We start from the raw sequence: 24,223 nt of genomic DNA, 5'->3' as shown, positions 1-24,223 counted from the left end.
TTCCCTGCCATATCCCAGGGCATGACCTACTCCCGCGACACCGCCGCGGAACGCCCCAGATGCTCGCATTTGGGTTAGTCGAGGTTTGAGAAGATTACCCTCAGGGCATCGTCGAGCCGGGCCCTGTTGCCGCCGGCCCGCATCATCACCTGAAGGCCAGGGAACGCCACCACAAGTAGCCGGGCCAACTCCCGGGAACTTCTGGCACTCCTCACCGAGCCGTCCACCTGCCCGCGTTCGATTGCACTGGTGAGAGCGTCCTCGATGAGCTGGAAGTCCTCTTCCACACGGTCCCGGATCTCGGGATCATGCGGGGCCAGCTCGACAGCCTGGTTGATGCTCATGCAGCCACGCGAAAGCTCGGGAGCTTGAGCATCGGCGATGATCATGCGGAAGAACTCCTCGATGGCCTGCCGAGCAGGCGCCTGATGAAGGACTCGTCTCATGGCACGCGCCCGTGCCTCACGGTAGGCGTCGAAGGCAGCCAGGAATAGCTCGCGCTTGCCGCCGAAGCTGCTGTACAGGCTGCTCCTGCTCAGCCCCGTAGCCTCCAGCAGGTCAACAAGGGAGGTGGCCTCGTAGCCCTTGCGCCAGAACACGCCAATAGCCTTGTGCAGAACTTCAGCGGTGTCGAACTCCTGCGGCCGCGCCACGATGGCTCTCCATCTCCAATGCCAGTTACTTCGGACCGCTTAGCCCATTACATGGGAGGGGTATATGAGTTGCTGACCCCGCCGTGCGTAGATCTGCTTTAGGCTGGCGGCATGTCGAGCCGGACTGACATGAGAAGGGTACCGGCCTCATCGACTACATTGAGCTGCCAGTCGCGCCAATTCGCCTCGTAGTTATGGTCGTCCTGGCGGAGTTCGTAGATCGCCCGCGCTGCTTCGTGCTGCATTGCGGCCAAGTCGGCAAACTCGATTCCAGTATCATCTAAGATACTCTCGTGCGTGCTCACGAGGTGAAAGAAGCACCGCATCTGACCACCTGAGTTGAGGAGAAGCGACTGTCCTGAGTCTCGACGCCCTGAGACTTGCAAGCGGGCGCGGGCCGCCAGAGCCCTTTACCGTTGTGGTTGTATCCTTAAAACCCTACGTTAGGGATGTAATCGTTTTCGCGATTTCGTTTCGCAGAAACTTCCAAGACCTGTGACTACGAAGACACAGGCCTTCATCGCAGCCAAATCAGCCTCTCCCCGACCGGAAGTCGGAGAGGGGCTGTCTGTAAAACCTCTGCCCGCACGGCACCTCGAGTCTTTATGGGTATATTGGGCTATCCGGTTTTTCAGGTTGAATGAGGCTCACTGATGATCCTCTCTCAAGACACGCTCCAGGGTTGGAACGTTCACGCCGAACCGGACCTCTGGCGGTGGGCCGGGGATGTCGAAGGCCAGCTTGCCGTCGTTGTCTCCACCCCGTCTGACCCAGGCTCTCCGGTCCAGCATGACCTTCGCCTTGAGGGTCTCGAACGAGTAGCCACGGCCTGTCCGGTTGGCGATCTTGATGAGGCCGTTCTCTGCCTCGGTCGGCCCGTTGGAGACGGGCACCCGGAAGTAGTTGAACACCTCCTTGTGCCACCGTCCCATCGAGTTGATGAGCGGCTGGAAGACCGCCTTGTTGGGCGTGGAGAGGCTGCGCTGCCACTCCATGTAGGCCGCCCTGGCGTCCTTCTCGGTGGTGTGGTTCCAGATGTCGAAGAACGCCTCCTTGGCGTCGTAAGCCTCCTTCATCTGCGGGAACTCGTTGGTCCAACTCTCGATGATGAGCTGCTGCATCGGGTTCAGGTCTTTGCGGCGGCTGAGCATGAGGAACCGATCCTTCAGCAGTTGGACGCGGCGCTCCTTCGGCAGCCCACTGCGGAGGGACTTGCGGATCGTCTCCAGGTGGTTGTTGGCCTCCTTCACGACGTGGAACTTGTCCACAACGATCATCGCCTGGGGCAGCATCTCCTCAATGACGTTCTTGTAGCGGGCCGTCATGTCGATGGTGACAACCCTGACGCGGCGTGGATCAGAGAGGCTACCGAGGGCCGCAGCAACGGCCTCGTTAGTGTGCTTCTCCCGCATGTCGATCACGGTGTTGGTGCCGTGGTTGATCAGGACGAGCCGCGCCCTGTGGAGCAGGTGAACCTCATCCAACCCCAAAACGCGCGGAGTGATAATCTCCAGATCCGCGAACTGTGCCTCGGACCATTCTCGGAAGACGCTGGAAACAGCCCTCTCGGAGAGCCCTACATCGGCTGCCACATCCACGAAGGTATGGTCGATGGAACGCTGCCCGATCCAGTTGAACAGGCGCCATGTCATCTGGCGAACCGGGTGCAGGTCCTCATGGTCGTCGCTGAAGCTCTTCCGGCACGAGTCGATGTTGAGGCAGATGTACCGCTGGCGGTCCCACTTGAGCGTTGTGGGCTTGCCCCGGACGGGAAGGTCCATGTACTCGACGGCCCGCGTCCCGTTCGGAACGGCAGCCGCGCCGCAGTACCTGCAACGCATTTCGGGGTTGGGACGGCGGGAGATGGAGATCACCACCCGCTCTCTATCCTCATAGCTTTTCTCAGGTTCGGGCATGAGCCCCTCGATATTCAAGATGTCCAGCAACCGCCAACCTCCAAATGCGGAAGCTGGCTTACACCATACGGCTTAGCTTGTGGAGTCCGGTGGAGCCGGAAGTGTCATCCAGTGGGTGACTTCCCAGGTGATCTGCCCACCGCAGCGGAACTGTCCCTTCCCAGCATCGTAGAAGCCGAGCCGGATGCCCCAACCGCCTCCGTCGCGGGCCTGAAAGTCGGTCAAGCCGCAATGCCCGTTGAGGAAGCACAGCACGTCCTCGCTGTCCTGCCCCTGCTCACCGGGAAGGCGGTCGTTTACGTCGATCCACTTGGTCATCGTACGCCCCTAAAAGAGGAAGGCCGCTTACGCGGCCATCTTCAGGACTTCGAGGTAGGAGCGGATGCTGCTCGTCTCGTTCTCCACCACCACGTAGGCCGTTTCGCCTCGGGTGTAGTCGCCGCCAGGAGCCGGGACGAAGGTGGACTTCACAACTTCGATGCCCTTCTTCTTGAGAGCGGTGAGGGTCTTCCGGTTGAAGTGGCTGCGGATGATGTCCTGGGCGACGCTGGTCATTGGCTTGCTCCGTTTCCGATGAGTTGAATATGGCACATCACAGCCAAGCTATCAACCCCAAAATGCGGAAGTTGTATGAATTATCTTATGGACCAACCAACCCCGAAAACCGGAAAGCCGTATATTGTCGCGATCCCCCTCTGCCTTTACTAGCTTCCTTTCCTAGCGGGGGCTTGGGGGCAATGGTCGACAATCAAGACATAGAGCTAACGCGGCAGAGATTGGCACGCACTCTAGCCAAGCTCTCACAGCGTGAACACTGGACTGGGATTATCCTTGCAATCCTAACTTTCGCGGCAGTTGTGGCGCTTGGGCTACTGATCAACCACATTGCGTGCGTGCCATAGCTTTCGCGCAACCCTCTCTTCACCCTTCCCTGCCATACCTATGGCATGACCTACTCCCGCAGCGACACTACTAAAGATCCTCACCAAGGGACAGTTTCAGGACGTTGTCGAGCGCTACCCGGAGCAGCAGTCCACTCTCCGCCGCCCCTCCAGGAAACCATTGCCGCCATGGTGACGCTGAACGCGACCGCCAAACTGAACGATGTTGACCCTTACGCCTGGCTCGCCGATGTGCTCGCCCACATTGCCAGCACTCCGCAAAATCGGCTGTCCGAGTTGCTCCCTTGGCAGTGGGAGAAGCTGACGGGCGACGCATGAGCATGGAGCAATCGCCGGTTCCTGTCTTTGCGCGGGCGTTCCGCGACCAGCTCCGCGATCTGTTCGTCTGGCGTCGGGATGTTCGGCACTTTCGCTCCATGCCGATCGCGCCGGATGTGCTCACGCGCCTGCTTGAACTGGCTCATTTGGCACCGTCTGTGGGCCTGAGCCAGCCCTGGCGCTTCGTGCTCGTGGATGATCCGCAACGGCGAGCCGCAATCGTTGAGAACTTTGAAGTCTGCAATGCACAAGCCTTGAGGAGAGAGCCTACGGAGCGGGCTTCCGCCTATGCCAAGCTCAAGCTGGCCGGCTTGCAGGAGGCTCCAGTTCATCTGGCGGTGTTTGCCGAGGACAGCACACCGCAAGGTCATGGCTTGGGGCGGCGCACCATGCCCGAGACGGTGCGCTATTCAACCGTGATGGCCATTCATACCCTGTGGCTGGCGGCGCGGGCCGAGGGGATTGGGGTTGGTTGGGTGTCGATTCTGGATCCTGCCGCCGTGGCCATGACCCTGGATGTGCCATCGCACTGGGCCTTCATCGGCTACCTGTGTCTGGGCTATCCCGCTCACGCCGACGACACACCGGAGCTTGAACGCCAGGGCTGGCAGACAAGGACACCATTGCAGATCCTGCGGCGCTGACCCGGGCTACCGCCTCGGTTCCGTATCCGCGGCCTACACCGGATGAATACGGCGAAAGAGCATCAAGACATAATCAACGCGTCCGAGCTCTATGCCCGGAGTTCTGGGATGGGTCCGATGCACGGGCCGTAAACGCAAAAAGAACCCCGCCAGCCTGAGCCAGCGGGGCCAATCAACAGATAGGTGAGATATAGTTACCCGTTACCGCAATGGCGGGAACCGTGTCCACAAACCTTGGCGGTAACGTGGCAAGGCTTATGACCGCGCCCTCCCCGCCTCAATGATGGTCTTCATGAGAGTCTCGCGGATATCGCTCAACTCTGCCCGCATGCTTTTGAATCCCTCCTCCAGGCGGTCTTCCAGCCGGATCACCGCATCGTTGCTGACGAAGCTCTTCGACGCCTGAACCTTGAACTCGTTCAGGTCCTTCTCGAGCATCTCCACCCTGATCTTCAGGGCAGCATGCTCGATCTTCAGCGGCTCGCAGATGGAGACGGCCTCGGCCCGGATCTTCATGTCAAGCCAGTCCCGGCCCTTGAAGATCGACCAGACGATGCCGGCCACAAGCAGCAGGCCACCGAACGTCAGGGAGGTTTCCTGCAGGGATGGAGTGTCCGCCATGCTTAGGCTCCCTTTCGGGTCGGCAGGACGGTCTCGGCAATTGCTCTGACAGCATCCCCGCTGCGCTTAGAGCCCGCCGACGAGCCGAGCCAGTATTGAACGACCGTGCCAAAGGCCGGGATGAGCGCGCCGAAGAGCACGTTGAGGAGTTGCGCCTGCTGCGGCGGGAGATCGATGGGCTGGACGAAGAGCAGCCCCATCACGACGAAGAAGCCGACCACCACAATGACCGAGACGACCGGAGCGCCCCAGGAGATGGCTGAACCCTGCTTGGCGAGTTCCAGCGTCTGAAGACGAGCGCTCTGAACGTCTTGGATCGCGAGGCGAACTTCCTCGAGCTGGATCTTGGCCTGTTCCACGAAGGCTTGAGCCAGATGCGGGTTTGCCTGGATCTGGACCTGTGCCTTCTGTGGGTCATCGGTGCCGAAGACCACCTTCGCGGCATCTGCCACCCTCCCGGCTGCCGTGCCAGTCTTGTCGCCGGCGAAGAGCCCGATCAGTTCAGGGGCATACTGCAAGAGCAATCCGATGATGGGAGGCATCACGCTTTCCTTCCGAACAGGGCCTCAAGGACGCTCTTGAGGGCGGCATAGAAAAACCCGCCTGAAGAGGCGGGCTGGGGAGCGGGAGCCGGTGTGGGCTCGATATCCGGTGGCGGTAGGATCGGAGCCTCGGCCACGGGAGCGGGTTCGATGTCCTGCTGGGCCCGTGCCATAACGAGAGTCTTCTCCACGTCTTCCGCTGACACGAGAGCCTTGTTCAGCCCGTCACCGGCATAGAAGCTCTGGCCGCGGTTGACCCTCCGGCTGCCGCCCTTGACCGTGAATGGCACCGGGAAACTCGCCCACTCCTTGGCTAGGTTCAGCATGAACTCTGCATCGGAGAGCGTTCCCTTGATCCACCTGTCATAGCCCCGGCGCCTGAGCAGATACAGGCCAAGCCGATCCTGATAGTCAGAGGTGAACTTGTCCTCGGCCTTCAGATCAAGCTCTTCGGCCAAGTCCCGGAGCGTGGCGTCCATGAACTGGTAGCGGCCGCAAGCAGAAGAGCCAAAGGTCTTCGTCCGCCATTTCCCCTGATCCAGGATCTCCTTCATCGTCATGGAGGTCAGGGGCTTGGGCATCCGGTCCATGCGGTTGGCATAGACGGTGTCATAGCCCTTCGGGGCTTCCTTGCTGCCGATGAAGTCAAGCAGCATCGCCGCCGGTTTAGGGACGGTCTTATCCATGGGGACCTCTTGTGGGCTGGGGGCATGAAAAAGGCCCGCCGAGGAGCGGGCCTTACTGCAGGGGATGAGGGCTAGGCGGCAGCTCGAGGGCCGCCGCCGGCGTTGTTAGGTCTTGGTGTATTCGAGGATGATGAAGCCGGAATAGCCCGACCGATCGGCGCCGGTGCGAATATTGATGTTGGTCGCATCCAGCCACAGGCCGATCGAGGCGCCGGCCGCGGAATCGCCCAAGGGAAGGTTGAGGGCGGTGCCATCGGCCGCCTGCGCATGGCCTCGGTGGCTCAGCCACTTGGAAACGCCGGTCACGCCATGCGCCACTGTCTTGGTTGTGGTGTTCGGCAGCGCGCCCACATCGACCACCTTGCGGTAGATGGCCTTTCCATCAATCCACGTCTGGCCGGTCGCCTGCTCGGTGGTCGAATGCCCGCCGCTGACTCCGCCCCCGCCGGTCTGCTGCGCAGCGTCCCAGATCTCGAAGCTGAAGTACAGCGGGTCGTAGGCGACGCCGGCCGCGGTGCTGCCGCCGTTGCCTGACGTGACGTTGATGTCAACATGGGTCGTGGCGAGCCCGTACCCAGCATGACGGTCGATGCCGATGATCGTCGTCCAGTTGTCGTTAAAATCGCCCAGCCTGGCGCTGCCGCTGAAACCATAGTTGATGCTGTCCAGCGGCGTCGCGAACGTGACGCGAAAACGACCCGCTGCGGTGCGGACCACAGACGCGACGTTGAGCCCCGCCGCCACGCTCGGTGTCGTGCCCGAGAGCGTCACAACGGCCGAGGCCTTGATGCGGCCGGCGCTCGAGGGCGCCAGGCCTGAAAGGTCAAACCGGCCGTTGCTGCCATCCGCGCGCTTAACGGGAACGAAGTCGCCGGACGCGAGGGCCGAAACGAGGGCGAGCTGGGAAATCTTGCTGTCAGCCATGAATGCAGATCCTTGAAAAGAAAAGGCCCGCACGAAGCGGGCCGGGAAGGTTCAGGAGGCGAGAGGCTTATTGCTGCTCAAGCAGGATGCGGCCGCCGTCCTCGAGCAGCAGATATCCGCTGCCATCCTCTTTGAGCAGCGCGGAACCGGCCGGTGGATCGCCGCCGCCCTCACGCGCCAGGCGGCGCGCAATCACGCGCGCCGGCGGTTTGACGCGCGGCCGGGGTCGTGGTCTTCGTGCCATTGCAGTTCTCCGGATTAGGCGCCCAGCGCCGTGCGGTAGGTGTTCAGGCGGTTGTAAATCGCCAGGGCTTCGGCAGCTGTGAGCGCCTGGCCATAGTGCGCAGCCACCAGCTCATTGATGCCGTTTGGCGTGATGGCGGCCGCATTGACCGCGCCAATCGTGATCGAGCCCGAGGGACCCGCTGAGGTTCTGGTGATGGTCTTGGCCAGGGCGCCATCACGATAGAGCTCCGCCTGGGACGAGCCGCCGCGCGTCCACACGTTATGGCCGATGAACGAAACATCAGCATAAGTGTCAGCAGCGCCCGCATTGGCACGGGCGATGGTTCCGCCGGCTAGGTTGTTGGCCAGATAGGCATTGCCCGCGCCCAGCTCATGCCGGGTGTTCGTGCCATCGGCCTGCTCGGTTCGGCTGATGAGGCCCAAATGAGCATCATTCTGCGCCAGCTCGGTGCTGGCGGCAGAGCTGGCCGTCAGATAGCCCCCGCCGCCGCCGTTCTTGTAGTAGCGATCGGCCAGCCAGGTGGCATAACCCTCATCGGGAACCGGCGGTGTGGAACTGCTGCCCCACTCGGCGCGCTGCAGCTTCTTCCAATCATAAACGCCATGACCGAAGTCGGCGGCCGCGAGCAGATAGAGGCTCTTGAGCTTCGTCCACACGCCATCAGCCTTGAGCCCGCTGATGAGGTCATCGACAAGGGTCATGCGCGCGGCGCTGGGGGCGGGCCCCATGTGCCAAAGCTGCCAGAGGCGCCGCGCCTCGGCATTGGTGAGCGTTGGCATGGCGCCATTGTTCGCCAGATTGTCCCAGCCATTGAACCCGGTTGGCGCTGCGCGCAGCTGCTCGCCCACGTTGCAGAACAGGCTCAGGGCAAAGTTTGGGGTATCCGATGCGCTCGCCGAGAACAGGGCCGGGTGCATCGCCTTGGGGGTGCCGCTGGCCTTTTGGTTCTGCAGCAGATGGCCGCCCACGGCGGTCGTCGGATCGGCGCTGCCGTTGTTATTCCAGGTCACGCCATCGGCCGTAAACCACACCAGCACCCCGTTGGGGTCAGTGTCGAAATCGGCCGCCATGCCGATCGTTTCGGAATAGCGCCAGTTGGGGCCAACCTTGCTGCTGCTGGTGACCTGGCCTCGGTCATCATAGGTATAGAGCCAGCCATCGCTTTTGAGGCCGAGCTGCCACTGATGGTCGCCGAGCATTCCGGCATTCGCAAAACCGGCATCAATGGCGCTGAGGCCAAATCGGAAATGTGAGCCGGGAGCATCGTGGCTCAGGAACTCGCAATACCACTTGCCGGCCGAGCGGCCCTTGTTGCCGATGCCCTGCCGGGAAACGGCGCCGTTCGTGGTGAAGAAGCGCCGACCGCCATACATCGAGCGGCCCGAGTTGCGGGTCTTGATATAGCTCGTATTGGTCCGGTCGCCGGTGCGGTTGCGATAGTCCCAGATCACCACCGGCTCATCGGCCGGGGCCGCTGGCACATCCAGCAGCGGGGCCTGGGCCTCGGCCGATCCCAGCGCGCCGGCGACCTGAACCCTGAGCTGCACGCTCTTGCCGGCCCAGGCCGACTGAACCACCACCTTCTTGATCGTATAGCCGGGCTTGTTCCGATCGGGGTGGTTCGTATCGGCGACCAGCAGCGGATCGCCATCGGCGAGCGCGACGCCGTCGACATACCAAACCGTCTTCAGGGTGGCGAACAGGCCGCCGCCCCAGGTACCGAGCGAGCCCGCGCGCAGCTCGAGATTGACCTCGGCGGTGTCGAACGCATCGTCATAGGTCGGCGGGGTCACGTTGACCGGCGGCCGCAAGCGCGTGACGGCGGCAGACACCCCGAAGATGATGGCCATTAGACGATCTCCTCCAGCGAGCCGAACAGATCCCACTCGTTCGCGGCGACCTTCTTCAAGGTCGCCACCGAGCCCGGCGCCCGCGTGCGGTTGTTGAAGCCTTCCATGCCATTCAGGGTCACGCCGGTGGCCGGCACGAACCCCACCTGGCCGGCGCCGACTTGGCGGAAGTTGAACTCGGCGCCGATCTCGACCGTCATGTTGGCATCGGCCAGAATATCGAGGTTGAGGTCGGTAGCCGAGTTGTAGCGGATGTAGCGGCCCGCCAACGTCTGCGAGAGCCCGAACGCCGCGGTCTGGTTGACCACCGGGGCGGCCGCCTCGAGCAGATCCGGCATCATCAGCTCAACGCTCGGCGTGACCACAAACGGCGCCGCCGCGGCGGTGTGCTGGGTCTTCACGACATAGACGCCGACACCCGACACCCGGAAGTAATCGTTGACGTTGTAGAGCGTCCCGGCCGCCCACGACCCGCGCCAGGTCAGCCGCGAGGTGGGCAGCGTCACCTGGCGGGTGGTGCTATCCGATAGGTGAAACGTCACCAGCGTGCCGAGCTGGGTGATGTTGGCGATGCCGACGCCGGCCGGCGCATTGGCGGCGATATCCGCGATCTCCTGCACCAGTTCCCAAAAGTTGCCGTCGACCTCAGCGGCGGTCAAATTGCGGCCGAGGCCGGCGCCCCAGGCGCCAGCCGTGCGATAAGCTACCATGTGCGTTGATCCTTGTTAGGGGTCGGGCGTGGCCGGCACCGAGGAGAAAAGCAGCTCGCCGGTTCGGATGTCGGCGCGGAAGGTGACGAGGTCCTGCCCCGGGGTCTGGTCGAAATTGGTCGACTCCGGGGTGCCCCAGGGCGTTTGCAGGCTGCAGGGTTGCTGCGCGAAGGTGTAGGCGACCAAGGGCGCCTCGGTGAACTGCAGGCTGCGGGATGCGGGATTGCCGTCAGACCAGGAAATCGCGCGGCGGGTATAGACCCGGTACTGGACGGTGACGTTGGAGGATCCGGGAATGAAGCCCTCGGGGTTTTCGGGGTCCGGCGGCTGGGCGCCCCATTGCTGCCAATAGCCGCCACAGGTGAAGCCGAGATCGGCCGCGCCGGTGAGCAGCTGGCGGGCCGCGCTCAGGTCCACCAGGCAGGCCTCGTCGGTAAAGCCGGTCAGGTAGTTATCCGGCGCCAGGCCGCGCTCGTAGTACCCGCCGCTGAAGCCGGTGGGATTATCGGACACCCGCATGGCGAACTCGTTCTCGTTCGCCAGGCTGGTACCGATGCGGCCGCCGGCTTCATGACAGAGGGTGCGGCTGTCGAACTGGAATCCGTCATAGCCCGACGCCAGGACCGCGCCCCAATCGATCCAGACAAAGCGGATGAGCAGCCAGCCGGCGCCGCCCCAGCCGACCTCCTTGAAATCGCCCATCCAATCCTGGCGGAACGGATCATCATAGCTGCCTGGCATCGCCTCACCCATTCTTGAACCGCAGCTCCATGAAGCGGAAGCCCACGGCACTGCGAAACTTGATCGCCACAACCCGCTTGGTCACGACGTACTGGCCCTTGTCGTCAGGGTTCTCGACGCGCACCTCTTCGACCTCGCGGCTTTCCTCTTCCCAGATCTGGGTGAGGTCCTCGTCGGGAGGATCGACCAGCTCGAGGCCCTTAATCGCGCTGTCGGTGGTGGAGATGCCGCCGACCGTCACCCGATCGGGATCCACGGCGATCGGGTCGGTGGGCGCGGCCTGCACCCAAGTGGAGGCTTGACCCCAGGCAAGGAACGCCTCGGTATCCTCGCCCGGCAGGGCGGGCCGTTTCGGCCGCTCCGCGCGCGGCGCCGAGTCGATGACCACGAAGGGCCGCACCGCCTGCTCGAGCGATGCCGCACCCGCGCCGCTCGTCCCGCCCCCCGCCTTGCCAATGGAGACAAGCCCGGAGGAGGAGGATGGGATATCCCTTCCAAAGTAGCCGCTCGCCATTTACGCCGCCTCAAGGTTGATCGTGCGAGGCACCGCCAGGAGCGATGTCTCGACCGGAATGGTGGTGGCGAACGGCCCGCCGGTGAGCGGCCGCAGCGCCAGGGCGACCTCGGTATAGTTCTCGTTGAGAACCCCAAGCGCGCCCTGCAGATCTTCCAGCGTCTGGGCGAGCAGCTGCGTCCGCTGCGCGGCGGCCGCGTTCTGGATCACAAGCGACTGCACACAATTGGCGGCACTGATCGCCATCAGATCAATGCCGTCGTCGTGGAGCGTGTAGGTGCCCCAGCTCCAGGTCAGATCGCTCGCCCCGCCGGTGATCGCAAACGACCCCTCGGCCTCGGCATAGCCAGACGCATAGCCGTCGGCATAGGTCTCGGGACCGGTGACCGGCACGATCGAGCCGCCGCGGCCGATGCTGCAGGCGATCGTCACCTCGCCGACCGCCTCGCCGCTGTCGCCGTTCACGGTCAGGCGCAGGCCGGTGACCTTGCCGGTCGCCTGGCCGCCCGGCAGGCGATCGTCAACGATCTGCGCATTGTGGCGCAGGGTGAGCGCGGCCGCCTGATCGAACGAGGTCTGCCAGGACACCGTGACGGCCCGCGCCCGCGCCAGCAGCCGCGCCCGGCACAACAGCACCAGGTGCTCGAGCGACAGGCGCCCGCGATCCGTGGTGAAGTAGCTCTTGCGCCGCAGATCGCCGATCGGCATGAGCCCACCGGCGTCGATCGGCTGATCGATCTCCGCCGAGGTCAACGCCACCTGCAGCAGATCCTCCTCGCCATCGCTGGCGATCGGCTGCACATCTGCCACCACCTCGAAGCTGACGGTCTCCTCGCGGCTGCGTTCGACCGCATAGCCCGCCTTGAAGGTGGGCTGCACGGTCCAGAGCGGCAGGCCATAGTGACTGCCGTCGGCGGTTTTGATCGCGAGCACCTTCGACTCCGCGCCGGCGCCGTCGATACGGGTGGCGGAGGCAGCATGGACGCTCCAGCCGCCCCCGATCCGGGTGCCGGCCTTCGGCCAATCCTCGATCAGGCCCTGCCCGGTATAGCTCTCGATCCGGCCGAGACGGCCCGACAGATCGATGATGCCGGCGGCACTTTCCTGCCATTGCACGGTCGCGGTGCAGACGACACGGCGGGCAGGCTTGGCGCCGAATTTCAGGCTGACGGAATCCGCCAGAACGGAGCCGCCACCGAACACCACCAAGCCGGCCTCGCCGACGTTGATATCGGACACCGTCACCGCATGGGTCACGCGATCGACATGCCAGAGCGCGGGCCGCGCCTCGAGCACCACATCAGGATCCTCGCGCCGATCCCCGCCGTACCAGACCGGATCGTAGAACGGCGCCACCTTGAGGCTGTCGGCCAGGGTGCGCTTGCTGGCGTCGTAGTCATCCGGGCGCGCCACGAACGACAGGCTCACCACATCCTGCGCCAGGCTGTCGGGAAGGGCGAGCAGCCGGCCGTGGAACAGCACGGTGCCATCCTTCGACAGCGCCCCCCAGAGCGGAGCGCTAGGCGCCAGCAAGGGCGCGCGCGGATTGCGGATCTCGATCTGCAGCGTGGCGAACTCGCCCTCGGTTTGCTGCAGATCGAAGGAAAAGACCTCCTCGTCGAGCGTGGTCCCGGTCCAGGTGAACACGAAGGCCATCAGACTTCCTCAAGCTCGAGCTGCCACTTCACGGTCGCGCCCCATTCGTCCTGGGTGGCCGTAAACCCGACCACCATCATCTGCAGGCGCGGGCGGTAGTAGACGAAGCCGCCATCCTCATGGCTTGAGCCCGCCACAACGGTGCGCTGCGGGGTGCCGCCGACGGGATAGGCGAGTTCGGAGATGCAATCGACGGTGACGATCTGGCCCGGCCAGACACCGTCGACCGACGGCGCTCTCTGATCGCCGCCGCTGATCGTGCTGCGATACTTGCGGAACGCCGCCAGCGAGAGATCGACCAGGCCGCCGTTGATGGTCCGCCGCACACTGGTGGCCTGGCCAATCGGCGTCAGCGTCTGGGTCAGGCCGCGCGCCGAATACGGCGCCACGCCCATGCCCGAGAGGGAAAGCACGGTTTCATTCGCCATAGGCGCGCCTCCGAGGGCTGAAAGGGAAGCGGGGCACCGAAGCGCCCCGCCAGGTTAGAACCAGCCCGGCTTCTTGCCGGTGCTGCGGATCTGCTGCCCTTGGGCGAACTGCACCAGGCCGCTCGCCACATCCGCCGGCGCCAGCACGGTGCCGAACTCGCGGCCGCCGATCGAGAGGTTGATCGGCTGCAGGGCAGGCCCGCCGGAGCCCGCCGGAGCGGCCAGGGCGGGTATGGAGCCCATGGACGGCATCAATCCCGCCAAAGCCGCTCCAAGCCCGTCTACAAGGCCGCCAGAGGCAAAAGCCGGCAGGCCGAGCTTGAGGCTCGGGATGCGGACCATTCCCCCCGACGCAAAGCCCGGGAGGGCGCCCTTGGGAAGCCGCAGGCCGTTGATCATCGAGAGCAGCGCGGTCCCGTACTTGCGCACGGCCGCGGCCTTGATGACGAACTCGCCATCACTGAGCCAGGACAGGATCGAGTCCGACGTGCCGGTACCAGGCCCGCGCACATGGCCACCGCCGGCGAAGCCCGGGGCGCCGCCGCCCCCGCTGCTGCTGCCGGCCGAGCTCGCCGCCGACCGCACGCCGCGGATCGCATCCCAAACCGCCTTCAGGGAGTCGATCATGCGATCGGCGGCGCTCCTGACGAAGTCCACCGCGTCATCAAGCGCGCTGCGGATCGAGTCGGTGATGCCGGAGAACACCTCCGCAATCCGATCGCCCGCATTCTTGAACGGCTCGATGATGCTGGCCACGATGCCTTTGGCAAACTCAACCAGCTTCTCCCAGCCGGCACTGATGCCGTCGACTAGGCTATCGAACACCGACACGACGGTGTCGCGGCTGGTCTCGAAGATCGAGACAACCGCGTCCCAGACCGCCTTCGCGCCCTTTTCCACCGCGCTCCAGGCCGATGCGAGGGTCTCCGCACTGAACAGCCCGACGATGAACTCCCACGCCGCCGAGGCCGCCGCCTTGATGTCATCCCAGAAGAGATAGACCGCGGCAAATCCAGCCACGAAGGCCGCGACGACGAGCGCCGGGAAGCTGACGATCCCAGTGACGACCGCCGCAATGGCGGTACCGACGGTGCCAAGGACCGTGCCGATCGAGGCAATGGCCGTCATCGCCGCGCCGCCGGCCGTCACCAGAGCGCCGAACCCGATCACCATCAGGCCGATGCTGGCCACAACAGGGCCTAGCGCCGCGACGACGCCAGCGATGACCGTAGCCCACTTGAGCATCTCAGGATTGGCCTTCGCCAGCTCGTCGACGATCTCCGCAATGGCGCGCACGAAGTCGGTCGCAAATTTCAGCAGGCCGCTGTCGCCGATTGCAATCGCGAGTTCTTCGAAGGCGCCCTTGAGCTGCTCGAGCTGGCCGTTGAAGCCGTCCATGCGGGCGTTGGCGGCGCCGATCGTATCGAACCCACGAATGGCCTTCTGCAGCTTGAACACGCCCTCGGAGCCGAGGTCCATCAGGGCCAAGGCGGTGCGGATCGCATCCGAGCCGAAGAACTTGGTCATCTTCGCGTTGCGGTCCTCGTCGGACATGCGGCTGAACTTGTTGCGCAGCTCATCCGCGATCGATGACAGCGGCTTCATCCGGCCGCTGAGCGTGTAGAAGTTGAGGCCCATCTCCTTCGCCATCTCGATCGTTTCATCGGTCGATGGCTTCAGGCGCTGCAGGAAGGTCTTAAACGACGTGCCGGCATCCGCGCCCGAGGAGAAGCTCGAGCTGGTGCCGGCCAGCGCGATATTCAGATCCTCGAACGACAGGCCGAGTGCACCGGCAACCGCGCCGGACTGCCCGATGGCGTTCTGGTAGTCCTCGAAATCGAGCTTGGACTGATTGACCGCGCCGCTAACGAGCTGAACGACCTTGTCGGTGTCCTTGGCCTTCAGGTTGAACTGGTTGAGGGCGTCAGAAACCAGCTTCGCCGCCGGAGCCAGCTCGGAGCCATTGGCGGTCGCCAGGCGCACCGTGGCATCCGCCGCGCCGTCAAGAATATCGGCGGTGCTGGTGCCGGTCTTGGCGAGTTCGTTCATCGCCTGCGCGGCCTGGGTCGGGCCGAAGATCGTGCTCTTGCCGATCTCGCGCGCCTTGTCGCGCAGCCGCTCGAACTCATCGCCCGCCGCGCCGGTCGACACCTTCAGCTCGGTCATGGCGGACTCGAAATTCGCCGCGACCTTCAGGATCCCCGCACCCGCGCCGGCAACCGGCAGGGTGAGCGCGGCCGACATGGTCTGCCCGACGCCCCGGATCTTGTCGCCCATGCTGCGGAAGGCGGCACCGACCTTTTCGCATTCCTTGGCGATATCGCGCAGGCGGCGGGTCACGGACTCATCCGGTCCCTTGAACTTTTCGGCTTCCTGCTGCAGCTGGCGCCACACCTTCTCGCCGGTGGCGCCGAGCGCCTCGAGTTCGGCCTGGAACTCCTTGCCGCCGTCGAGCGCGATCCTGGTTTTAATCGTATCGCGGCCGCGCGCCATGGCTTACTCCCCAGAGAAGGCGTTGTAGTAGTGCCTTGCGAGCTGGCCAGCGGCGCGCTCGACAATGGCGTAAATGCTGAGACGTTTCTTGACGGTGACGGCGAGCATCCCGACGAAGAGAGGCACGGCCGTGGTGCGCCGGTTCTTGCCGCCGCCGGCGCGCCCGTTCTTGAGTTGCGACAGTGTGAAGCCGACCTTCTTGGTCGGGCCGAACTTGCGCCCGGCCACACTCATGCTGGCGGCGATGATCGGGCGATTGCTCGGGCCTTTGAACACGAACAGTTTGACACCGGCGGCTTTGAGAGCTGCCGGCGTGGTGCGCTTGCCCGCAACACGCTTGGGGGCATTGGGAAGAGGCACCCACATCCGAGGCTTGCCGCGGATCGTGGCGCCCTTCTCAAACACGCCGGCATACGGAATTTTGTGATAGACGAACGCCGCCGCATTGATCGAGTAGGAGCGGCCCTTCGGATAGACATCCACCCGCAGGGCATTCTGCCATTTGGAGCCGAAGCCCGCGGCCGCGATATTGGCCCGGGCCTCGGCCTTGATCTGCGCAGCAGCACTGCGGATCGCGGTCGTGGCGGCCTGGGCGACCGGCACGGCGCGCGAGCGCATGGAGTCGCGGAATTCGCCGACCCCATACACGATCGATGGGCGAACGGGGCGACGGCTCATTCCTTGCTCAACTCCTTGATCTGCTTTTTAACGTCCTCGGGCTTGCCGCGCGCGGCACTGGCCTGAAGCGCCAGGAGAGCTGCGCGCTCGCGCTGAATGCGGCGGCCGGCGTACCAGAGGAAGCCCGCGAGCTGCCGAGGCGTGTACTTCCACACCACGGCCGGCGGGTGCCCGCTGGCGATCAGCGCCTCGGCCGCTTCCGCGAGTTCGTGGCCGGCGCCGAAGCGGCTGATCCGTCGGTGACCGTTACTGAGCCCATGAGCGCCTTCAGCTTTTCCGCGAAGGCGCTGACTCCGTTTGGGAGTGTGAGCTTCAGAATGGGGGCGAGCAGATCGAGCTGCGCCTCGAGCGGCAGGCGCCGGGCCGCATGCTCCTGCTCCTCATCGCCCGGGTAGCCGATGCCCGCGGCAATGATCGCCGCCACCGCTGCGGGGGCCTTGGCGGCCAGGTCGGCCACTGGCACATCGCGGCCGGTGAAGAGGGCGCGCAGCTCGGGGAAGCGATTGAGCAGATCGGCGGCGCCTTCGAGGCTCACACCGTAAACGTGAATTTTGACGCCCTGCACAGTCACGGTCTCGTTGACGGGGGCGATAGCAAGCAATCCTGACATGGTTCTGGTCCTGGTCTCGAAAAACAGAAACGGCGCGCCGCAGATACGGCACGCCGCAATGAGAGGGTTATTCGATCGCGCCCTCCGGCTTGACGACAATCATCTTGCCGACCTTGCCGGGGGCGGTGGGGTGGCTGTCGGGAGCGACCAGCGTCTCGCCCGACAGCTCCATGCCGCCCCACTCTTCCGAGATCAGAGACAGCGAGGCGCCCGGCTTAAACGAGACGTTGTAGAGCGTCATATCAATCTTCGGGCCGACGTCGTTGGTGGACTCGAAGTCGATCTGGCCGGTGATTTCAGTCACGGCGAACACATCAATGGCATCGCCGCCCGAGAGGGTATCCGCCGAGACGGTGCCCATGACCATCATGGCGATGTTCGCCGCGGTGAATTCCTCCATCACGATCCGGATCGTGCCGCCCTTAGCCACGACGACCTCTCGGTCCTTGGTCCGCGATCCGGTGCGGCTGCTATAGTGAGGAAGCGTCTCCAATTCAGGAGTGAACTCCAGTTCCGGCACGTTACCCAGGTCGCGCTTCACGCCGCCGGTGGGGGTCCAGCTGAGCTTGCCCTTGCCAATGTAGTAAAAAAGCGGATCAGCCATTTCAGGGGCTCCTTTCGAGCAAGAAAAAAGCCCCGCCGCAAGGACGAGGCCGGTGGGTTCTCACGCTGAGTGAGAGAGCGGGTCGATCAGACCAGGAAGCCGAGCACCGTCAGCGCGGCGTTGCCGCCGGTGTAGGACAGGTTCAGGAAGTTCGTGGCGTCGATGAACGCCTTGAGCTCGGTCGCCCTGATGATCATCGAGTGCGTCTCGCCATTCGCGATCACGATGTCGCGGTTGGGCCGCGTCCAGGTGCCTGAGCCCTTGCCGGTCAGGGCCATGGTCGTCGGCTGTGCGACCACGGCGACGGTGATGGGGGACGTGTGGCCGTTGTTGAAGATCAGGACAACGTCCTTGTCCTGGCTGGCCACCGGGATCGAGAACTTGTCGCCGGTCGGGGACGTGGCCACGAACTCGGTGTGCTGAGACGGCAGATCGTCGTCAACGGGGGCAGCAAACGTCAGGGTCGCCATGCGGGGCTCCTTCAAAGAAAAGCCCCGCCGCAGGGGCAGGGCCGGAAACACCTCGCTCAAGCCGCCGTGGCCGCGAGGAATCGAATGCGCCAGGCGATCAGAGATCGCTCGGCTTGAGCATGTACGAGAACGTGAACGACACGCCCATCTCGGCCTCCATCGAGCGGCCGCGGGCCAGCGCCGTCGCGCAGCCCTCGTAGCGAATATCGCCGTTGGTCCCGACGATCTCGCGCAGGGAGGCATCGGTCAGAACCGCCTTCACAAACTGCGCGCGCATGCCGTTGATGAGCGGCCCGAGCTTCGCGCTCGAGGACTCGCCCGGCTCCGGCGTGGGGGCCAGCGCCATCAGGTAGATTTCAGGCGTCATGCCGACGCGGCGCGGGGCGAACGGCGGCCGCCCGCGGGGACCGCCAGGATCGGCGTCGTCAGCCGTCTCGTCGGCATCGAGAATGACGATCGCCGGCAAGACCGTCTCGTCGAGTTGGCCCGGATTGCGCTCTACCGTTTTGATCCCGGGAATCGCTTCGGCAATCTCGACCAGGCGCACCAGGATCTGTTCACGTTTGTCCGCCATCTGTTAGCCTCCGCTGAGCAGCAAGAGCAGCTCGCCGTCTGCCTCGCCGTTGGTGGTCGGTTTCGGAATGGCGCTGTCGATGCGCCAGGTTTTGCCATTCAGAACGAGCACTGCGCGGTTCAGGCCTGCGCGGGTGAGGCCCGCGGCGTCGAGATCCGCGACGCGCACCAGGGCCGCCGGCTGCACGGTGCCGAGCCCGCCGGAGAACCGATCCTCAGAATCGCTCATCAGCTCCACGCCGGAGGTGCGGTCGATCGCGGAGATCGGCACCGGAGCGCCATTGACGGGCGTGATTGTCGCCGGGCGGCCATACAGCGTGTAGGCCGGGCCGTGCAGCAAAGCGGCATAGTCCATGGGATCAGTCCTCGACGGCGCTAGCGTGCGCAGCGCGGGTGGCCAGCTCGGCCTCAATGCGCGCGATCGCATCGGCCTTGTTTCTCACCGGCGCATCCTGAGCGGAGAAGCCGGCGGCGAGTGCGCGCAGATCATTCCAGGGAAGAGCGCGCCAATCCTCGGGGATCGGCACCGGCTCGGGGCGCTGCTCGGGTTCGTTCTCAGGCGCACCAGGCGTCGCATCTTCGGCCGGCTGCTGCAGCGCGTCGGTGGGTTCGTCGGCCGGAGCCGAAACGGGAGCGCGCCGCACCAGGCGGCCGTAGCGCGGAATCCATGACATGGGGAAACTCCGGAAAGGGAATGCTCAGCAAGAGCCCGCAGGGACGGCGAACCGCCCCTGCGGAACTACGGCCCGCCTTAAGTACGGCGGGCCGGGATCAGCGCGTTCGGGCGCGAGCAGAAGTTGACCTGGTTGGTCTGGGTGTCGAAATGCACGCCCTTGCCGTTCGGCATTTCGTACTGCTTCGCGTACATCGCCTTGCCGAGTGTGTTGACCGTCTCGAGGTAGTCCGCCGGCGCATAAACCGTGTGGTAAATGTCGGCGATCGGGAAGATGTGCGCCTTGTCGGCATCCACAAAGGAGGTGCCGCCGACAGAGCCGCGGTACTCTTCCCACATGATGCCGCCGAAGGGGAACGCGCCATAGGCATAGCCATGACGCAACTCCTCGGCCTGCACCCAGCCCAGGTAGGTGTCACGCACCTCCGGGTGGGCCACCAAGTCGTCGAAGAATTCCTTCGAGCAGTAGGCATGCACACCGGAGATCACGACGCCGTCGAGGGCCTCGGTGATCTGACGGACAACCGCAGCGCACTTCTTGCGAAGGGCACCCGGGGCCGGGTTGGCGTTGTCGAGATCGAAGTCCACCTCGGTCGGCGCCGTCACCTCAAACAGGTTGAAGAGGTTGAGCTCCGAACCGCCGGCGTACTTCACGACGCCCTTCAATGCGCCGATCCGGGAATACTCGGTCGTCACATTGTGGGAGGACGCGTGAATGTCGAGCCGCTCGGCGACCTTGCCCATGACGGTCTCGAGTTCGGTCTCGGAGCCGAAGGCACGCACACCCTGCACCGACTCCGCCATGATGGCGTCGTTGATTTCAAAGTGGGGCACCGCGATCGAGCGCAGGTTGCGGTCGGTCTTGCCGACCGTCACACCCGGGCCGCCACGCGGGGTGGGAGCGACGAGCGTGAGGACGCCGGACTTTTCCTCGACGGAAATCGCGGTAAGGTGCGTGCTCGACGGCTTGAAGATGCCGAGCGAGCCGACCTGGCCGGGCTTGTGCTTCAGCTTATTGATCGCGAGGGTGAGCGCGACAACGCTGAAGGCGTCGTTCTTGAAGATATCCAACATGTGTGCAGGACCTCATAAAAAAGGCCCGCACTCAGGCGGGCCGGGACGAAGGACAGGAACGCAAAAGGCCCGCACCAGGCGGGCCTTTTTGCACGCGGTTAGAGGGCAGGAATTAGCGGACGATGATGCCGACGCCGGCACCAGCGAGAGCCGTGTGGACCGCGGTCTTTTCAGCATCCGTATCGATATCGGCGCCGTAGGACAGCAGCTTGCCGTTGACCTCGGCGGCGCGCTCGATGACGGAGATCTGCGTATCGGCGCCGGTGGCGTCGGTGGCATAGATCGCGATCGCCGCTGCGTTCTGCGAGCCATCGGTGGCAGCAGCGGTGACGGCCTTGTACTTGCCGGAGCCCGCAGCGACGGTAATCGTGAACTTGTCGCCCACAACGAAGTCGGTCGCGCCGTCCGCGATAACGAACTTGATCTGCTCCGAGAAGGTTGCTCCGACCGCGACCTCACCGATGAACGCGCCAGACGGGTCCTCAACGCGGAACGTGCCGCCGTTGGCTGCCGAAGTGATGCAGGTCGCCGTGTATGCGCCCACCTTTGCGGTCGAGAGGACCGGGGTGGTTGCGTCCATCGTGATCGTGCCGTTGCCAGTGCCGGCGAAGGCAGTCGTCGCAGCGCCAAGCGTGATCTTGCCGAGCACCATGCCGGCCTTCACGATCTGGCCCGAGAGCAAGGTGCCAACACCGCGCGAACGCTGGCCATTGGCCTCGCTCAAAATGAAATCGGCCGCCGCGCGGCCAGAGGTAAACGTCGTCATTCCTGACTACTCCAGTTAGTGCCGCGGGTGCCGATTAGGCAGCGTTGCGGGCGTTGATGTTCTCGACGTGCTTGTCCCAAGCCGCCGCTGCAGGTTGGGTGTCGACGGGCGCGCCCGGCTTCACCTCGGGCGATTGCTTCGCCACGATCAAATCCAGCAAGGCCGCGCGTGCCTGCTCGGAACTCTTGCCCTCGCTGATGAACTTATCGGCCAGCGAGGCCTCAATGGTGGGGTTGACCTTGCGGGCCTGGTCGACCGCCGCGCGGATCGCGCCGGCGTCGGCAATGACGGCCTTGGCTTCGTCCAGGGTCTTACCGCTGGAGATCAGGCCGGATGCCATGGACGCCACGCCAGCGGCCACACAGGCCTCGACAATGGCGGTGGAGCGGGCAACCGCATCAGCGGCCGTTTCCGTCTGCGGGGCGCCCGGCTTGGGCTGGTTTTGCGGCGGGTTGCTCTGCAGCGTCGGCTGGGTGGGCGTCGTCGACATGGTGCTCTCCTTGGGAGGGGTGGAGGCGGTAGGAACCGCCATGGAGGCCCGGGCATTCCAGCCGCGGGTCTGAGCGAGTGCCACAAGCGCCTCGGGCGCCTTGGCATAGAGCCGGTAGTCGAAGGCGGAGGCCTCGGCTGGCTTGTTGTCATTGCTGGCGGTGGCTGCCTTGGTGGCAAAGCCGGCGGCGACAGCGGCCGGTCCGTCGAACCACGATTCCTCCCGCATGATCTGGCGGGCTTCGTCCTTGGTCTTGCCGGAACGCTCGGCATAGACCACCGCATAGGCATCACCGAGGGCGTTGAGAGCTTCAATCGTCTTCTGGTGCGCAGCCGCATCGCCAAAGGTGAAGCCGGCGGGATCGTGGATCATCATGACCGCGCCAGGCGCCATCTCGATCTCATCGCCGGCCATGGCAATCAGCGACGCGGCGCTGGCGGCGATGCCCTCGACGATCACGACAACTTCGCCCTTGTGCCCCTTCACCGAGGCATAAATCGCGGCACCCTCAGTGGCGATGCCGCCGCCGCTGTTGATGCGCAGACGGATATCCGCCTCGGAACCGACCATCGCCAGGGCGTTGATGACGTCACCGGAGGTGAAGCCATCGCGATAGAAGGTCTCGCCGACAAAGCCGGAAAGAATGATCTCGTTACCTTGGACCTTCACGGCCATCTTACTTCTCCTTCTTGCGCCGGCTGCCAGGCGCCGGTTCGTTACCGGGATCGTCGAGAGGCGGGCCGCCGTTGTGCCCGATCTGCTTGTTGGCCTGCGCGCGGCCATCCGAGGTGTGCTTGAGGCCTGCAGCGTCGGCGCGCTTGTTGTCGGCCTCCTGCTCGGCGTCGATCTGCTCCACATCCTCGCCGCGCTCGCTGACGACGCGCGCCCGAGAAGTGAAGCCCGCTTGGACTTCCCTTTCCTGGGTCTGCACGTCCTGCAGCGGGTTGATGTACGGCCACCGCGGCGGGGTCCACGTGACCGGCGCCGACGGATCGATATCGGCCGCGGCCCCAGAGATCAGCGCCAGCTCGGCCCAGCGCCGCGCCACCGGGCGGCAGAACTGGAACACGAAAATCTGGTGCTGCAGCTGCTCCATGCGGCGACGGAAGTCCGTCACGGCCGCGCGCCAAGTGCGGTCGTTGACATCCGAGTAATCGCCCGAGAGCTGCTCATAGAGCAGCCCGACGGCGGTCGCGACGAACCGGATTTGCTGGCGCATGTAGACTTCGTACATGCCGCCGACTTCGGTCGGGTTGGAGAACTCGATCTCCTCACCAGGCAGAAGCACCTGCATGGAGCCGGGCTCAATCCCTGCCAGGGCCGCGCCGCCAGCGTCCTCGGCATCACCATAGAGCTCCTGCAGGTCTTCGAGGGTGAGGCCTTCAGGCAGTTGCCGGCGAATGAACCCGGCGAACATGGTGACGACCTTTTTGCGCACCAGCTCCGCGCTGTCGTAGGACTCGAGATCCTTCACGCGGGCGAGAGCGCGGGTCAGCCACGGCTCGCCGCGGATCTGGCCCGGCCGGCTCGGCACGTAGAGGTGCAGGACCTCCGACGCCGGCACACGCACGGCCTCGTTGACAGACAGGGAGAAACTGCCGTCCTTGGGGTGGCGCGGATACAGCCAGTAGGCGACGCGGCGCGACTTCACATTCTTGTCGAACTCGATCCCTTGCCGGATCTCGCCGCGGCTGTCGGTTTCGGCCTCGTTCTTATCCATGGGACAGAACTCGGCCTCAAGGGCTTCGAGCTGCAGCGGGACGGAGAGGCCGTCCTGCGGCCGGCGGGCGCGCAGGCGGACGAACACCTCGCCGCCACCGATCATGCCGCCGGCCTGCTGGGCCTGGAAGCCGTAGAAGTCGAGCTGCCCGTCAGCGACCGCCTCATCCGTCCACTTGGTCCAGAGCTTCTGATGCTCCTCCTTCTCGAACTTCGGCTTGATGCCGGAGCCGATCAGGTTCGTCACCAGGCGCTCGACAATGGCGCCAGCGAGCGGGTTCTTGCGGATCTGGTCACGCGACTGCGAGCGCAGCGCGTCGGCCGCATAATCGAGCGCCGCATTCGGCCCCACGTTCGGCGGGCGCCAGGCCCGCGAGCGCGGGCCGGAGCCAGCGGTCAGATACGAGGAATCGTTGGCCCGGATATGGGCCGGGACAGCGGCCACAGGGTCGACATAGACCGCCGTGCCTTTGATCCGGAAACGGACATTCCCAGCCATTAGTAGCCGCTCCGATCGTTGAACCGCACCATGCGGTAGGTTTTGGCCGCGCCGCCCTTGGCCCTCCGGATGCGGAGTTCCAGGCCGCGGATCGCCTCGTCCATCTCCTTCAGGGAGCGGAACAACGTGGAGTCCTCGCCCTTGCGGATCTGCAGGACGCCGGTATCGCGGGCGCGCTGAAGCATCTCGAGCTGGGCCTCCAGCTCTGCGAGTGTGGCCATG

31 protein-coding genes and 1 pseudogene are annotated in these 24,223 nt (G+C 64.6%); 2 read left to right on the top strand and 30 right to left on the bottom strand.

Annotated features, from left to right (window positions below; translation table 11 throughout):
• Window positions 1-74: 74 nt before the first annotated feature.
• The 5 genes from AA309_RS20310 to AA309_RS20290 form a co-directional block, all read right to left on the bottom strand.
• Complete coding sequence (locus AA309_RS20310) at window positions 75-653, bottom strand: TetR/AcrR family transcriptional regulator (RefSeq protein ID WP_047190839.1); 579 nt, start codon at window positions 651-653, stop codon at window positions 75-77.
• A 98-nt stretch (window positions 654-751) separates the two neighbouring features.
• Window positions 752-979 (bottom strand): DUF6894 family protein, encoded by a 228-nt coding sequence (locus AA309_RS35375; RefSeq protein WP_047190838.1) that lies wholly within the window; start codon window positions 977-979, stop codon window positions 752-754.
• A 321-nt stretch (window positions 980-1,300) separates the two neighbouring features.
• The gene (locus tag AA309_RS20300; RefSeq protein WP_052954879.1) at window positions 1,301-2,599 is read right to left on the bottom strand and encodes an ISL3 family transposase; all 1,299 of its coding nucleotides are present in this window, start codon (window positions 2,597-2,599) and stop codon (window positions 1,301-1,303) included.
• Between the two features lie 42 nt (window positions 2,600-2,641).
• The gene (locus AA309_RS20295) at window positions 2,642-2,887 is read right to left on the bottom strand and encodes a DUF551 domain-containing protein (protein ID WP_047190837.1); all 246 of its coding nucleotides are present in this window, start codon (window positions 2,885-2,887) and stop codon (window positions 2,642-2,644) included.
• A 27-nt stretch (window positions 2,888-2,914) separates the two neighbouring features.
• A complete protein-coding gene (locus AA309_RS20290; protein WP_047190836.1) occupies window positions 2,915-3,124 on the bottom strand; it encodes a hypothetical protein in 210 nt (69 codons plus the stop codon).
• A gap of 509 nt (window positions 3,125-3,633) precedes the next feature.
• On the opposite strand from AA309_RS20290, the pseudogene AA309_RS20285 reads away from it, so the two are divergent.
• A pseudogene (locus tag AA309_RS20285) lies at window positions 3,634-3,789 on the top strand (transposase domain-containing protein); the annotation flags it as partial.
• Window positions 3,786-4,433, top strand: a complete 648-nt coding sequence (gene bluB, locus AA309_RS20280; protein WP_200902016.1) for a 5,6-dimethylbenzimidazole synthase — start codon at window positions 3,786-3,788, stop codon at window positions 4,431-4,433. The pseudogene AA309_RS20285 and the gene bluB, both read left to right, overlap by 4 nt.
• A 255-nt stretch (window positions 4,434-4,688) precedes the next feature.
• On the opposite strand, the gene AA309_RS20275 is transcribed toward bluB, so the two are convergent.
• From AA309_RS20275 to AA309_RS20165, 25 genes are all read right to left on the bottom strand, one after another.
• A complete protein-coding gene (locus AA309_RS20275; RefSeq protein ID WP_047190833.1) occupies window positions 4,689-5,054 on the bottom strand; it encodes a hypothetical protein in 366 nt (121 codons plus the stop codon).
• 2 nt (window positions 5,055-5,056) lie between these two features.
• On the bottom strand, window positions 5,057-5,596 hold the full coding sequence (locus AA309_RS32285) for a hypothetical protein (protein ID WP_052954878.1): 540 nt from the start codon (window positions 5,594-5,596) through the stop codon (window positions 5,057-5,059).
• Window positions 5,596-6,282 carry a lysozyme family protein gene (locus AA309_RS20265; protein WP_047190832.1) on the bottom strand — a complete coding sequence of 229 codons (687 nt, stop codon included), beginning with the start codon at window positions 6,280-6,282 and terminating at the stop codon, window positions 5,596-5,598. Before AA309_RS20265 ends, AA309_RS32285 begins: the two co-directional genes overlap by 1 nt.
• Window positions 6,283-6,387: 105 nt before the next feature.
• Window positions 6,388-7,206, bottom strand: a complete 819-nt coding sequence (locus AA309_RS20260) for a hypothetical protein (protein WP_047190831.1) — start codon at window positions 7,204-7,206, stop codon at window positions 6,388-6,390.
• Window positions 7,207-7,273: 67 nt separating this feature from the next.
• Entirely contained in the window at window positions 7,274-7,450 is a 177-nt protein-coding gene (locus tag AA309_RS35370) for a hypothetical protein (protein ID WP_160310512.1), read from the bottom strand.
• Between the two features lie 14 nt (window positions 7,451-7,464).
• Entirely contained in the window at window positions 7,465-9,303 is a 1,839-nt protein-coding gene (locus AA309_RS20255) for an SPRY domain-containing protein (RefSeq protein ID WP_047190830.1), read from the bottom strand.
• Window positions 9,303-10,013, bottom strand: a complete 711-nt coding sequence (locus tag AA309_RS20250) for a hypothetical protein (protein WP_047190829.1) — start codon at window positions 10,011-10,013, stop codon at window positions 9,303-9,305. Before AA309_RS20250 ends, AA309_RS20255 begins: the two co-directional genes overlap by 1 nt.
• 15 nt (window positions 10,014-10,028) lie before the next feature.
• Window positions 10,029-10,766 carry a hypothetical protein gene (locus tag AA309_RS20245; protein WP_047190828.1) on the bottom strand — a complete coding sequence of 246 codons (738 nt, stop codon included), beginning with the start codon at window positions 10,764-10,766 and terminating at the stop codon, window positions 10,029-10,031.
• Window positions 10,759-11,268 (bottom strand): hypothetical protein, encoded by a 510-nt coding sequence (locus tag AA309_RS20240; protein ID WP_047190827.1) that lies wholly within the window; start codon window positions 11,266-11,268, stop codon window positions 10,759-10,761. Before AA309_RS20240 ends, AA309_RS20245 begins: the two co-directional genes overlap by 8 nt.
• The gene (locus tag AA309_RS20235) at window positions 11,269-12,924 is read right to left on the bottom strand and encodes a hypothetical protein (protein ID WP_047190826.1); all 1,656 of its coding nucleotides are present in this window, start codon (window positions 12,922-12,924) and stop codon (window positions 11,269-11,271) included.
• Window positions 12,924-13,352, bottom strand: a complete 429-nt coding sequence (locus AA309_RS20230) for a hypothetical protein (protein WP_047190825.1) — start codon at window positions 13,350-13,352, stop codon at window positions 12,924-12,926. Before AA309_RS20230 ends, AA309_RS20235 begins: the two co-directional genes overlap by 1 nt.
• A 54-nt stretch (window positions 13,353-13,406) precedes the next feature.
• Complete coding sequence (locus AA309_RS20225; RefSeq protein ID WP_047190824.1) at window positions 13,407-15,845, bottom strand: phage tail tape measure protein; 2,439 nt, start codon at window positions 15,843-15,845, stop codon at window positions 13,407-13,409.
• 3 nt (window positions 15,846-15,848) lie between these two features.
• Window positions 15,849-16,523: a DUF6441 family protein gene (locus AA309_RS32280; RefSeq protein ID WP_052954877.1), complete on the bottom strand. Its 675-nt coding sequence runs from the start codon at window positions 16,521-16,523 to the stop codon at window positions 15,849-15,851.
• On the bottom strand, window positions 16,520-16,681 hold the full coding sequence (locus tag AA309_RS35365) for a hypothetical protein (protein WP_160310511.1): 162 nt from the start codon (window positions 16,679-16,681) through the stop codon (window positions 16,520-16,522). Before AA309_RS35365 ends, AA309_RS32280 begins: the two co-directional genes overlap by 4 nt.
• A gap of 23 nt (window positions 16,682-16,704) precedes the next feature.
• Window positions 16,705-17,133, bottom strand: a complete 429-nt coding sequence (locus AA309_RS20215) for a phage pre-tape measure protein (protein ID WP_047190823.1) — start codon at window positions 17,131-17,133, stop codon at window positions 16,705-16,707.
• Between the two features lie 67 nt (window positions 17,134-17,200).
• Window positions 17,201-17,737, bottom strand: coding sequence for a phage tail tube protein (locus AA309_RS20210; RefSeq protein ID WP_047190822.1), 537 nt, complete (start codon window positions 17,735-17,737; stop codon window positions 17,201-17,203).
• Window positions 17,738-17,823: 86 nt separating this feature from the next.
• Window positions 17,824-18,207: a hypothetical protein gene (locus tag AA309_RS20205; protein WP_047190821.1), complete on the bottom strand. Its 384-nt coding sequence runs from the start codon at window positions 18,205-18,207 to the stop codon at window positions 17,824-17,826.
• Window positions 18,208-18,304: 97 nt separating this feature from the next.
• Window positions 18,305-18,781 (bottom strand): hypothetical protein, encoded by a 477-nt coding sequence (locus tag AA309_RS20200; protein WP_047190820.1) that lies wholly within the window; start codon window positions 18,779-18,781, stop codon window positions 18,305-18,307.
• Window positions 18,782-18,784: 3 nt separating this feature from the next.
• Window positions 18,785-19,135: a hypothetical protein gene (locus AA309_RS20195; protein WP_047190819.1), complete on the bottom strand. Its 351-nt coding sequence runs from the start codon at window positions 19,133-19,135 to the stop codon at window positions 18,785-18,787.
• 4 nt (window positions 19,136-19,139) lie between these two features.
• Entirely contained in the window at window positions 19,140-19,454 is a 315-nt protein-coding gene (locus AA309_RS20190; RefSeq protein ID WP_047190818.1) for a hypothetical protein, read from the bottom strand.
• 77 nt (window positions 19,455-19,531) lie between these two features.
• Window positions 19,532-20,527: a major capsid protein gene (locus tag AA309_RS20185; RefSeq protein ID WP_047190817.1), complete on the bottom strand. Its 996-nt coding sequence runs from the start codon at window positions 20,525-20,527 to the stop codon at window positions 19,532-19,534.
• 112 nt (window positions 20,528-20,639) lie between these two features.
• Window positions 20,640-21,293 (bottom strand): head decoration protein, encoded by a 654-nt coding sequence (locus AA309_RS20180; RefSeq protein ID WP_047190816.1) that lies wholly within the window; start codon window positions 21,291-21,293, stop codon window positions 20,640-20,642.
• Window positions 21,294-21,327: 34 nt separating this feature from the next.
• Window positions 21,328-22,458: a head maturation protease, ClpP-related gene (locus AA309_RS20175; RefSeq protein WP_052954876.1), complete on the bottom strand. Its 1,131-nt coding sequence runs from the start codon at window positions 22,456-22,458 to the stop codon at window positions 21,328-21,330.
• A 1-nt stretch (window position 22,459) separates the two neighbouring features.
• A complete protein-coding gene (locus AA309_RS20170) occupies window positions 22,460-24,001 on the bottom strand; it encodes a phage portal protein (RefSeq protein ID WP_052954875.1) in 1,542 nt (513 codons plus the stop codon).
• Complete coding sequence (locus AA309_RS20165) at window positions 24,001-24,222, bottom strand: phage head-tail joining protein (RefSeq protein ID WP_047190815.1); 222 nt, start codon at window positions 24,220-24,222, stop codon at window positions 24,001-24,003. Before AA309_RS20165 ends, AA309_RS20170 begins: the two co-directional genes overlap by 1 nt.
• Window position 24,223: the final 1 nt, after the last annotated feature.

This window comes from Microvirga vignae, assembly GCF_001017175.1.
Lineage (GTDB): Bacteria > Pseudomonadota > Alphaproteobacteria > Rhizobiales > Beijerinckiaceae > Microvirga > Microvirga vignae.
Note: the sequence above shows the minus strand (reverse complement) of the source record. Positions and strands in the feature narration are given on the sequence as shown.